At 67.4% G+C, this 12,339-nt stretch carries 8 protein-coding genes and 1 pseudogene; 2 read left to right on the top strand and 7 right to left on the bottom strand.

From position 1 onward, the window contains the following. Positions 1–85 precede the first annotated feature (85 nt). A complete protein-coding gene (locus DP939_RS02845) occupies positions 86–556 on the bottom strand; it encodes an ATP-binding protein (protein ID WP_113978519.1) in 471 nt (156 codons plus the stop codon). Between the two features lie 2 nt (positions 557–558). Beyond that, the gene (locus DP939_RS02840; protein WP_111171502.1) at positions 559–909 is read right to left on the bottom strand and encodes an STAS domain-containing protein; all 351 of its coding nucleotides are present in this window, start codon (positions 907–909) and stop codon (positions 559–561) included. A gap of 171 nt (positions 910–1,080) precedes the next feature. Between DP939_RS02840 and DP939_RS47540 the strand changes: the two genes are divergently transcribed. Continuing rightward, entirely contained in the window at positions 1,081–4,314 is a 3,234-nt protein-coding gene (locus DP939_RS47540; RefSeq protein WP_450097535.1) for a DEAD/DEAH box helicase, read from the top strand. A gap of 94 nt (positions 4,315–4,408) precedes the next feature. On the opposite strand, the gene DP939_RS49215 is transcribed toward DP939_RS47540, so the two are convergent. From DP939_RS49215 to DP939_RS02815, 3 genes are all read right to left on the bottom strand, one after another. Continuing rightward, positions 4,409–4,819 (bottom strand): Rv3654c family TadE-like protein, encoded by a 411-nt coding sequence (locus tag DP939_RS49215; RefSeq protein ID WP_225878061.1) that lies wholly within the window; start codon positions 4,817–4,819, stop codon positions 4,409–4,411. Between the two features lie 1,310 nt (positions 4,820–6,129). Further along, the gene (locus DP939_RS47535; RefSeq protein WP_225878008.1) at positions 6,130–6,762 is read right to left on the bottom strand and encodes a TadE family type IV pilus minor pilin; all 633 of its coding nucleotides are present in this window, start codon (positions 6,760–6,762) and stop codon (positions 6,130–6,132) included. A 916-nt stretch (positions 6,763–7,678) separates the two neighbouring features. Further along, positions 7,679–7,975 (bottom strand): DUF4244 domain-containing protein, encoded by a 297-nt coding sequence (locus DP939_RS02815; protein WP_318656259.1) that lies wholly within the window; start codon positions 7,973–7,975, stop codon positions 7,679–7,681. A gap of 441 nt (positions 7,976–8,416) precedes the next feature. Here DP939_RS02815 and DP939_RS49635 point away from each other — a divergent pair. Continuing rightward, positions 8,417–9,310: pseudogene (locus DP939_RS49635) on the top strand (IS982 family transposase). Between the two features lie 671 nt (positions 9,311–9,981). On the opposite strand, the gene DP939_RS02805 reads toward DP939_RS49635, so the two are convergent. Next, positions 9,982–10,542, bottom strand: a complete 561-nt coding sequence (locus DP939_RS02805) for a TOPRIM nucleotidyl transferase/hydrolase domain-containing protein (protein ID WP_113978514.1) — start codon at positions 10,540–10,542, stop codon at positions 9,982–9,984. 357 nt (positions 10,543–10,899) lie between these two features. Continuing rightward, a complete protein-coding gene (locus tag DP939_RS02800) occupies positions 10,900–11,553 on the bottom strand; it encodes a type II secretion system F family protein (protein ID WP_225878007.1) in 654 nt (217 codons plus the stop codon). Positions 11,554–12,339: the final 786 nt, after the last annotated feature.

The raw sequence follows: 12,339 nt of genomic DNA, 5'->3' as shown, positions 1-12,339 counted from the left end.
CACGGCATGACTGGCTTCGTGGCGAAGATCGGACAGATTTCGCTCTAAGAGAAAACCGGGGTTTCGGGTGACCGAAACCCCGGGACTAAATGGAAGCGGTCCCGTTCGCCGCTGCGGGCCAGCTCATCCTGATCCGCATGCCCTTGGGACTGGGGTAGACCTCGACGTCGTCTGCGAGCCCCGCGATGACGGCTATCCCGAAGCCCGAAGAGAGGGAATCGGACATCAAGCCGAACTGATCGCCCTGGCCGCCATGACCGCCCGGCCCGCTCAACAGAGGCGAGAGGTCGTTTTCCATGTCATCGCTCGGGGCCACGTCGGTCACGATCACCTCGAAACGCCCCGAGTCGTCGCGCAGCTCGATGCGGATCGGCTCTCCCGGACAATGCAGGCGGTGCGCCTCCACGGCCCGGGAACACGCCTCCCCCACCGCGAGCCGCACCTCGTCCAGCAGCGACTCCTCCACACCGGTGCGGCGCGCGATCGCCGTGGCGACCAGGCGCGCCGTACGCACATGCGCAGGCAGTGCGCTGAACGTGAGCTCGACGGTCGCCATGACTACTTGTCTCGGCCGTGGGCTTCCTTGGCCTCGTCGACCGAGGCGTAGATCCCGAAGACCTTGGTGAGCCCGGTGATCCGGAAGATCTTCAGAATGCGCTCCTGAGTGCAGACGAGCTCCAGCGAGCCATCGTGCGCCCGCACCCGCTTCAGGCCGCCCACCAGCACACCAAGGCCGGTCGAGTCGAGGAAGTCGACCTTCTCCATGTTGACGAGCAGGTGGAAGTTGCCCTTGTTGACCAGGTCGATCAGGAGCTCACGCAATCTCGGCGCGGTGTAGACATCGATCTCACCCTCGACCTCGACGATGGTGAGCCGATCCTCGGTACGGTGGTCCAACTTCAGATCCACTGATCCTCCAGCGCCTTGCCTGCGAAAGTATTGTTCCATCCCTGGCGCCCCGGAGGTGGGACTCCGGAACACCAGACCCCGACGCGCGGCATTCAACCACGGTCTGCCTCAGTGTCTATACGAAATCACGAGTCCCGGCGACTCTGCCCGCAGATGCCAGACTGGAAACCAGTGACTCCCTCTGCCTCCTCCTCGCATCGAGCAGACGCGCTGCTGGGCCGCCTGCTCGCGCTCACGGCGCGCCGCGAGCGCGTCACTCATGTGGAGCATGTTCCAGCACGTCAGGCCGGTCAAGCCCGGTGGCCCGACTGGACGCCCGAGCCGCTGGTCAGCGCGCTGCGACCACTCGGGGTGACTGGACTGTGGCCTCACCAGTACGAGGCCGCCGAGCACGCCCACCGTGGCCAAAACGTGATCATTTCCACAGGGACCGGGTCCGGGAAATCCCTGGCCTACCTGGTGCCGGCGCTCACGGAAGTACTGGACGGCGGCACCGTCCTCTACCTCACGCCCACCAAGGCCCTGGCCGCCGACCAGCTCCAGAACCTCAAGGCCCTGCACCTCGGCAAGCTGCGCGCGGCCTGCTACGACGGGGACACCCCCTTCGAGGAACGGGGGTGGGTCCGCCAGCACGCCAACTATGTCCTGACCAACCCCGATATGCTGCACCGGACCCTTTTGCCGCGACACGCCCAGTGGTCCTCCTTCTGGCGGCGTCTGCGCATGGTCGTGGTCGACGAGTGCCACGGCTACCGGGGCGTCTTCGGCTCCCACGTCGCCCAGATCCTGCGCCGCCTCCGCCGCGTCTGCGCCCGCTACGGACGGCACCCCGTCTTCTTCCTCGCCTCCGCCACCGCGGGCGACCCTGGAGCCGCGGCGACCCGCCTCACCGGCCTCCAGATGGCCGAGGTGGCCGTGGACGCCTCCCCCCGGGGCGCCACCACCTTCGCCCTCTGGGAGCCGCCCCTGACCGACCTGCGCGGCGAGGGCGGCGCCCCGGTCCGCCGCACCGCCACCGCCGAGGCCGCCGACCTCCTCACCGACCTCGTCGTCGACGGAGTCCGCACCCTGGCCTTCGTCCGCTCCCGCCGCGCCGCCGAAACCCTCGCCCTCACCACCCGCTCCAAACTCCAGGACCTCCTCCCCCCCACCCCCCACCCCCATGACGCCCTGACCCACCCCCAGTCCGCCCCGCCGCGCACCCCCACCACAAGCACCACACCCGCCCCCCAAGGCACCACCCCGGATCCCCACGACGCCCCGGCCCACCCCCACACCTCCACAAACGCCATCGCCCCCGCCCAACCCCCCCATGGCGCTACACCGCACACCCACAGCCCGAGCGCCGTCGCTCCCTCCCAAGCCCCTACACCCGCTCCCCATGGCGCTACTCCGGACCCGCACGACGCGTTAACTCACCCCCACACGTCCACAACTGACCCACACTCCCCCACGTCGGCCCACCCGACCGACCCAGCCGACCCCCAAACCGCCGCACCCCACCCAGAGCCCGCTACCACCCACTCCCCGCCCCAGTCCGCCATACCTCAAGGCCAGGACCCAGCGCCCGATCCCCATTCCCCGCCTACCGACGCCCGCAGCGCAATACCTGCCGACGGCACGCCCGCCAGACTCGTTCATCACTCCCACATCGCAAGACCTCACCGCTTTACAGTTGCACCTCAACCCCAGACCGCCACACCCGATCCGCACTCCGCTCCCGCCGACGCCCACACCGTCAGGGCGGCCTCAGATCACGACAACGGCGACGACACCTGCCCTCCCGGAGAGGCAGGCCCCCATCCCGACACCCTCAGCGGGCCGATCCCGCCTGCCCACCACACCGACCCCAGCGGCGTCGGGACTCCCCAAGCCGACCCAGGCCAGCCAGAGACCTCCCTGGATCGCACCCAGCCCGCTCCCAAGCCGACCACGCACCCCACCGACACCGACGAGGCGTTCCACAACCCAAGGGTCGTCCCCAGCAGCGGCGCCGAGGACGACACCGGCATGCCGGAGCAGGCCCCCAGCGCTGGAGCGGCCGCACCCGAGTGGGAGGACCTGCCCGCCGACCTCCCCAGTAAGGTGGCCGCTTACCGGGCCGGGTACCTCGCCGAGGACCGTCGAACGCTGGAGAAGGCCCTCCGCTCAGGCGAACTTCTCGGACTCGCCACCACCAACGCCCTCGAACTCGGCGTCGACGTGTCCGGCCTGGACGCCGTGCTCATCGCCGGCTGGCCGGGCACCAGGGCCTCGTTGTGGCAGCAGGCCGGCCGCGCCGGGCGTGACGGCCAGGACGCGCTCGCCGTACTGATCGCACGAGACGACCCCCTGGACACCTATCTCGTCCACCACCCTGAGGCCCTGTTCGGCCGCCCCGTCGAGGCGATCGTTCTCGACCCGGACAATCCCTATGTCCTCGGCCCACACCTCTGTGCCGCCGCCGCCGAGATCCCGCTCACCGAAAGCGACCTCCCCATCTTCGGCCCCACCGCCCCCGACGTGATCGAGGACCTGGTGCGGCAGAGCATGCTCCGGCAGCGCACCTCCGGGTGGTTCTGGACACGTCGCGAACGCGCCACCGACCTCGCCGACATCCGGGGCTCCGGCGGAGCGCCGATCCAGGTCGTGGAGACATCGACCGGACGTCTTCTCGGGACGGTGGACGAACCGTCCGCCCACACCACGGTCCACGAAGGCGCCGTCTACATCCACCAGGGAGAGACCTTCCTGGTGGACACCCTCGACCTCGACGAGGACATCGCCCTGGTGACCGCCGCCCAGCCCGACTACACCACCTACGCACGCGACGTCACGGACATCGCGGTACTCGACTCCCTGCGCTCACACCCCCTCGGCTCCGGCGAACTGCACTTCGGCACGGTGGAGGTCACCCGCCAAGTCGTCTCTTACCTCAAGCGCCGCCTCCAGACCGGCGAGATGCTCGGCGACGAACCACTCGACCTCCCACCCCGCACGCTGCGCACCCGCGCCGTCTGGTGGACGCTGCCCACGGCGCTCGTCACCCCCCTGGCGGAGGAGTACAACCTGCACATCGGCGGAGCCGCCCACGCGGCCGAACACGCCTCGATCGGCCTCCTCCCCCTCTTCGCGACCTGCGACCGCTGGGACATCGGTGGCGTGTCCACCGAACTCCACCCGGACACGGGCCTCCTCACCGTTTTCGTCTATGACGGCCACGAGGGTGGCGCCGGATTCGCCGAACGCGGCTTCGCCCGCGCCGCTGAATGGCTCACGGCCACACGCGAGGCGATCGAGTCCTGCGAGTGCGACTTCGGATGTCCTTCCTGCATCCAGTCCCCCAAGTGCGGCAACGGCAACGAACCCCTGGACAAGCGCGGCGCCGTCCGTCTCCTCAACGCCCTCCTCACCTCCACCCCCTGACCCGACCACCAGACAGCGAGGCAGAAAACCCCACCAGAGGCCGACATGCACTGCCATCGGCATAGGCCCCCATCGCATGGGAGACCTCACGGCATCAGAGGTTGATCACAGCGCGAGATGCCCGGCCCGTTCCGCTCGCACCGGCCGATATCGGCGCGGACGGCTGACGAACAGGCCCTGCCCGAGCCCGGGACGTAACCCGGCGTTCGGCCAAACCGGGTAACGCGTACCGTACGGACACCCAGACCTCCGCCGTCAGCCCATCGACCCGGCACCGTTCCAGCACCGCGTGATTCGCCGACGCCACCGACTCCGCCTCGTCACAGGCCTGATCATTCCCCCGCACGACCACCCGGGCAGCAGCCAGCGCACTAAGGTCGGCAGCACTTCGAGCCCGATGTACCGCCACCCGCGCCATGCCCACATAAGCAACGCCCATCGCCATCGCCATCAAAACCCCCATGAACGCAACCACCCACAACGTCGCCGACCCCCGCTCTTCCACCGCCACATCTCCTTTGCGTCCCCCTATAAGGACGGTCGAGCGAAATCCACACCACTTCAGGCACTAGCCAAATTCATCGGCCAAGGACCGAAGTCATGACAACTGCCCAGATCACACCCACCAAGAAACCCACAGCAGACGACCTCGCCTCAAAGCCCACCCCAACCGAAACGACCTCCACCTCAGGCCCACAGGGCATCCACCGTGACACCGGCCCGAATCTCCCTAGGCGAAGAGCGCAGAACGTACTCCGCAAACATCCGAACGCACCGATGGAGCCAGCGCTGCAAGCAAAGGCCCCTGCTCACGCCCCTAGGCGGAAGACCACAAGGTGGTCGTTCAGTCGGCTACGCGAGACTTACCCCGCCGAGGTAGCCAGGCCCCGACCGAGGCTGTACCGCCGAGTAGTTCAACAGGAACGCTCAAACCAGTGAACCTTTTTCAACCGGTCGCTTTGACCAGGCCAGAGGCATCTCCATCGGGCTCGGGCCGGGCCTGATGCCGCGGCAGGACGCCTGGTCAAGCGGATACGGCATCTCGCATACCGCCTTTGACCTGAGAACCTGAGGTTGAAAAAGGTTCAGGCATCATGCAGGCCAGCCGCTCCGGCCGCAGGAATTTCATTACCCCGCAGGACGCGATCTCCCGACCTCCCCCCCTTAGTCAGCCAACGCCAGATAAAACTCCTCTCGCACGACGAAGCCGACCCCGTATCCCGCCAACCGGGCGCACCTACCTACTCCCCCATCGAACCGGCATCGATGATTTCCTGCCGAGCGGATGTAAATAGAAACGTTGAATCGCGGGCTTCCGCCCTGGGAAAGGGGAGGGGATGGTGAACCGCACTTGCGCAGGGATGGCGTCCCACCTAGTGAACCTTTTTCAACCGGTCGCTTGGACCAGGTCAGGGGCGTCTCCATCGGGCTCAGGCCGGGCCTGATGCCGCGGCAGGACGCCTGGTCAAGCGGATACGGCATCTCGCATACCGCCTCTGACCTGGGAACCTGAGGTTGAAAAAGGTTCAGTGGTGTAAAGTCCAGCGATCACGGTCATACCTCGTGGACCGGCAAGAACGGCCGCGGTCCGCCGGATCATGACCGCCCGGCCGCACCACCACGGGCGCCGCAACGGCGAGACGCACGACGGCGGTGCCCGGCGCCCGCCAACGGCGGTCCGCCGGAACGCGGAGCCAGGCGGCATTTCCACCACTCGTGGGGACGCCATCTGCGCAGGTCCCGGCACACAGCCATGGCTCTCCCCTACAAGATCCACCACTCCCGGGCATCCCTGCACATCGGACATCGCACAGGTCAGCCAGTCCGGCCACGGAAAGTTCCACCACTCCGCGGGACGCGATCCGACCATCTAGGCTCGGCCGCCCGAATACGCGTTTCAGGCGGCCCTAATGTCGCCTCGTCAGCACCCGGTTCTGTCACCGCCGCAGCATCGCTCCCCACTGAGACCGCAGGAAGCCGCTCACCCCATTTCGGACGTACCTGAGCGGACACACTCACCTTGGTGGTGTGGGCATCCCGCAGTACCGCGACCTCCGCGCCGTCAGGAGCAAGATCTGCCACCAGTTGGCGAACCTGATCGATCGACTCACCCCTCGCCGCCGCACGGGCGCCGGCTCGGGCGGCGTCCACGCATTCAAGCTGAGCCCCGACCACGGCCACCGCCCATATGGCCGCGGCCAAAACCACCATCAGTGATGGCAGCACGGCCGCGGTCTCAGCGGTCACCGACCCTCGGGACCTCTCGCAATCCGGTAGCAGGACGTCTGAGCGCGCACCTGTCCGTCTCGCGCCCTGGGCCGAAGGCACGCTTACGGCCCAGGGCGCGAACGAGGGGCGGAGAACAGGCCTGCGGTGTGAAAGAGCCGAATGCCGACCCAGCACACGAACGCGGCTACTCACCGTGCTTCCGAGGAACACGCCAACCATGCCTCCTAGAGGGCGATGCTGCAGGCGCCCCTGCTGCCGCCTTCCTGGAGGAGACGCACGCGCGCTACCGGGACTTCGGCCGCAACCCAAGCCACCCTCGCGCGCCCCGGCCGCGACCGTCCTCAACGCACGACCGCTGCTGGACTCGCCGTTCCCGGTCCCCTTCATAGAAGCGCCACCTCGAACACGCTGTGGACCACCCACGTCGTCCCTCCTTAACCATCTACGAACCTTCACAAGCCCCGGCGAACCACGCACCGGGATCAATCCACCGCACATCTAAGGCATCCGCTGGCAGCCCCTCCCACTAGCAGGAAGTAGCGACGGCCCCTGGAACGCCATCACCGAGGCCGACAGTGGAGTCCTGCCAGGTGGCGTGAACTCCGCGCGGCGGCCCTCACACACGACGCTCCGCGGGTGCCTCGCCACATGCGGTCGGAGCGTCATTGATCGCAGCGTGCGCCGCCGCGCAGCGACTCGGCCCATGAAGTTTCACCGTGCTGCCCGACCATCACGCCCGCCCGGCGGACTCCGCAGGCAGGTGCGACGAGCGTCTCTATATCGAGCGTGGAACTTTCCAGCTCTGGAGGAACGGCCACCGCCGCAGAGGCCGAGCTCAACAGGGCCGCAACGGCGCCCCTGCATCAGGGGATGACCTCGTCGACATTCGCCATACCCACCAGCCATGAATCGCGTCCTGCGGAGTGGTGGAGCTGTCCTGCGCTGGAGTGGCCGACCTGCGGGATATCCGAATCGAACGTCCCCAGTCACACCATTCGGTGGGACACCATCATGGGGAGTGTCCGAGCCTGCAAAGAAGGCCGACACCTTGGAGATCGAGACATGCATCCATACCTCCCTCCGAGGGCCCTTGCCGCGCCCCCTCAGTCCCGGACACCCCCGGCGGGTCATGGCGTTAGCCGGCGCTGCTAAGGGCCTTATTGATCAGACTCATCAGCGCCTCCTGAATCTCCGTCCCGGTCACCACCTTGTAGAGGAGTGCGGCGAACCCGCAGGCCGCCAGAGTGCCCATCGCGTATTCCGCCGTGGACATGCCACGCTCCGAGCCGCCCTTCGCCGCGAACGCGACCCGTCTTACGCAGCGTGCCGCCAGTGACACCACCGCAGCACATGCTCGATGGCCGACCCGCAGCGCGCTCACCTCGCCCGACCGCCGCCAGATCCCTCTGGCCACCGTCATCACCCTGTCCATCGCGGCCTCCCGCTCTCCGGCCCCAGGCCCTTCGCCCGGCGACAACGTGTTCAGAATCGCCGATTCCTCGCCCTCGCCAAGCGGCCGAACCTGGTTCTGTGGATAACCGCAAGATCGCCTGGATCTGGCCCTGTGGAAAACGTTTCAGCGCCATGAGATCACCAAGAAGCGGCGGCCCGCCAGCCGTATTTCCGCCAGCACAAGCTCCGCTCACCTTGGGCCCTATCACTCTGCGGCCCGCCGATATCTCCACCACCGATGCCTTCAGCTCGGCCGTCCTCGTACGAGCTCGATCTGCTGCAGGAGCGTCGATTTATACGGAGTGACGCCGTTGCTCGCGCCGTACACAGCTAAACGGCCCTAGGGCTGCCCTAGACGAGTAAGTCCTAAGTCGCTGCCGCGTGGAGTGTGGGAATGGCGAAGGGTGTTGACGATCGGTTTGTGACGAACGACCTCAACACCCTTCTCACCGCGCTGTACGTCAGGATCGATGACCGGCTCGGCCGCCCGGCCCGGATCGGACACCCGCCGAAGCTCACCGATGTCGAACTACTCACCCTGGCCGCCCAGGCACTGCTCGGCATCCACTCCGGAGCCCGCAGCTGCGCTACGTACCCGCGCACCTGCCCGGCGCCTTCCCCTACCTGCCCGGCCAATCCGGCTACGACAAACGCCTGCACAAGGCCCTGCCCCTGCTCAAGCACGCGATCCGGGCGCTGGCCGCCGACACCGACCTATGGCCCGACCCGGTATGGACCGCCGACTCCACCCATCGAGTGCGGCCGTTCCCGCCCCACCGCCCGGCGTTCGGACCTGGCCGGCCGGGCCGGATACGGCTACCGCCGCTCGCACTCCTGCTGCTTTTGCGGGCTGCGTCTGCACTTGATCTGCACCCCCGCCGGGCTACCGCCCACCTGGGCCCCTGGCCACCACCCCGGACATCGATGAACGCCAGGTGCTGATGACCATCTGCGACCACGGTCCCGCACCTGCTCGCGGAGCGTCCCAGCCTGGTGATCATCGCCGACCAGGGGGACATCTCCGCGGCCCTGGACGCCTTCCTGGCCGAACGCGGCGTGCGGCTGCTGCGCCCGTCCTACCGCAACCGCCCGCCCCGCCCGGGCGCGCCCCCTGCTCAAACCCAGACGCCAGCTCATCAAGTCGGTCAACGACACCCTCAAAGGCCAGCTCGACCCGGAACTACACGGAGGCCCGACACCGATCGGGGTGGGCGCCCGCATCGCTCAGCGCATTCTGGCCCTGACCGCGGCCATCTGGCACAACCGCGCGACCGGCCAGCCCATCACCCGGTCCTTGATCACCTACGACCACTGACCCAGATTGGGACGGACTCATCTAGCTCCGCCGCGGCGCAGGCGCGCGCCACACTCGGCACTGCCTTCCGGGCAGCCGTCGGGCATGGCCTCATCAGCAGAGGGCATCACGCTGCCCCACCGTCTGCCCGCACTACAGGTGGCGGTGAGTCGGACGCGGCGGCGGGACGAAGTGATCTTCTAGCCGGACCGCGGCTCGGACTGCACCGCCGCTCGGTACCAGGAGCGGTGAACTTGGTGTCGCAGATGGGGCCGTACACGTCGATAGGCGCGGTAGCCGAGGCATTCGGCGCACGCTCAAGATCGCGTACATGCATCGTCACCGTTCCATCCCCGGCCAGGCCCTGTGTGAGGGTCACCGACTTTTATAAGACTCGCCCGAGGGCACAGGCCAACGACGGACTGCACATCCGCATGTCTCCGTGATCAGAAGAGGGCAGCCTCGGGTCCTTCCGAGGACACGCGTGGGCAACGGCCGTCTCCATGTTTCCAGGAGGTGCCACTAGATCGCGTCCTGCGGATTCGTGGGAACTTTCCCGCAGCTCAGGGTGGTCGACCTGCACGATGGCCCGACTTGAACGTGCCTATCTCCACCAGTCGGCGGGATCCGTCGTGACGCTAATCCACGCCCGCTGGTTCTGACAGCGAATCCGTCCTCGCTTCTCCGGCTGCCTACAGGTAGGTCAGCAGCATGTCCAGTGGCCGCGGTACGCGGTCGAGGTCAAGGGCCTCGACGAGCGGGCCGGAGTAGCGGATCTTGCGGCCGCTGCCCGAGCCCATGAAGCGGCGCAACTGATCGTGAGTGCTTCTTCCGCGCCATGCGAGTTGCCTTTGGAGGGTCCGGAATGAGCTGAGCTCGCCGCCTGCGTCGACAACGCGCTCGACCTCCGCGGTCCCAAGGGCGCGGATCAGCTCATCTTCCAGGTCTGCGACGCACACGAAGAAGCCGAGCGCCTCCAGGCCGCTTCGGCTGAGATCGGTTCCAAGGCCGGCGCGCTCCAGGCTCCTGCGGAAGTCACCTTCCTCCCGGGCATCACACAGACCGGCCAGCCGCAGGTCGCGGCCGAGAGGGCCGTACCTGCCGACGTACGTCCCGATGTTCGTGGCACCACCCATGGCGAGGAGCGAGATGCCTTCGGCCGTAAGGTCCCGCCCACGGCGCTTGGCCAGAGCTTCGATGGCCGACCTATCGCTTGCGCCCTCGACCAGGACCACAGTGTGGATGTCGCTCACAGGCCCAGCTTTTCACCGAACCGGGAGAGGTTCGACTCCTTTTACGCTTTGGAGGGCCGTCACCAACCGCAGATCACGCTCTCCGGGCGTCGACCCGACCATTGCATTCTTCCAATACTGAAGCCTGATCTTCACCTTGCGGTGCTGGTCCGCCTTCCAGCGGGCTCCTCAGTCATAAAACAAGGCTGGGGTCAGGAAATAGCACTCAGGCCGAGTAGTTGGGCATCGACCTGGGCGCCCTTGATGAATAGCATGAGTTCAACACGTCGAGTATTCTACTTTCCCTGTGGCCGCTCACTCAAGCGATCTCTCCGAAGCTCCACTACTACGCACCTCCAAAGGCAGGAATTCCTTTGTTCAAAAGGTCAATACTTGGGCGGCGAGTCCGGCGATCACCGGGACGATGCCCAGACAGACAAAGGCGGGCAGGAAGCAGAGCCCGAGCGGTGCCACGGCCTGAACACCGACTCGGCGGGCTGCGGCGGAGGCGGCGGCTCTGGCCGCTGCGGTGGCGTCGTCCGCGAGGCGGGTGAGGGCTTCGGCAACGGGAGAGCCGGTGGTCGCGGCGCGGATCATGGTTCGTGCGAGTTGGGCGGTGGCGTCCTCCCGTAGCAGCCATGACCAGGCGTAATCGGGCGCGGCACCCAGCCGTAGCTGGCCGTTCACCCAGCTCAACCGGTCGCCGAGGGGGCCGCCTATGGCGGCCGCGGCCGCTTCTACGGCGCTGGTCATCGGCTGGCCCGCGCGCAGGCAGGCGGCCATCAGATCGGCGGCAAGGGGCAGGTCATCGCCGAGCTGCGCCGTCTCCTGGCGGGACTCCGGCGCCCTTCGCGCGCGGAGGATCAGAATGGCCCCGCCGAAGGCAACGCCACCTGCGAGCACACCTGTAACGCTGGTACCAAAGATCAGTATCCCGAGGAGCGCCACCCCGCTCGCCATGGCCAACTCGCGGATACCGGCCGCTCCCCGCTGGCCGGCGAGCGCAACCGCGGGCTTGTGCGACGCAGGCATTGCCCGGTGCCCTTTCCTGGCCGACGCCGCAGCTCCTGATAGAGGGCTTTGAGCGACGACTGGTGGACGGCGCCTGATGAACGTCGGTACATGGCGGTCGCGGCCCAGCAGCGCGCAGCGCATGAAGAACGACCGGGGGCGATCGACACGGCGAACCGCCTCCTTCTCACCGCTCCGGCCCCGGACCAGGCGCTGGATGAAATCGCTCAGCGAGCGACCACCCGTGTGTCGGCGGAGAGCACTGTCCGAAGAAGAGTCTTGGCCTTCAGATGACCAGGAGCGTCCTGCCGCAACAACCGGTGTTCGGCTGACGGTGTCCGACTGCGCCCTGCTGCCCCTGCCGGGGCCGTGCGCCGACCCATGCACCTTCCGCCCAGGGGTCGGACGAGCCCTTGAGGGTGCCGATTCACCGGTACCGAAGCCCGCAGGGGGTGTGTGGCGGGATGTTCCCGCTTCGCTGGATCGTGGCGATCGTGAAGTGCCATGCTCTGCGCTGTCCGTGATGGCATGCACGCCTGCCTCGATCTTGGTAGCCGGTCGGCCGGCATCGCGGCGATAGGGGTGGACACCGGGGATAGCAGCACTTGCGGTCATGAGGCCGCCAAGCGATTGATCTTCGAGACCATGGGTGGAAGCTTCTGGGTGATGCCGATCCAGGCCGCTTTCCTCTACGAGGGCGGGCATGCCAAGGCGACGCCCAATGTCCACGGTCGTATCGAGTGCCAGGGCATCCGGAGGGTGGTGCCGACCGGGCCGAGCCCCCAGAGGCGAGCCAGAGCGCGCCCG

Source organism: Spongiactinospora rosea (genome assembly GCF_003315795.1).
GTDB classification, from domain to species: domain Bacteria; phylum Actinomycetota; class Actinomycetes; order Streptosporangiales; family Streptosporangiaceae; genus Spongiactinospora; species Spongiactinospora rosea.
Note: the sequence above shows the minus strand (reverse complement) of the source record. Positions and strands in the feature narration are given on the sequence as shown.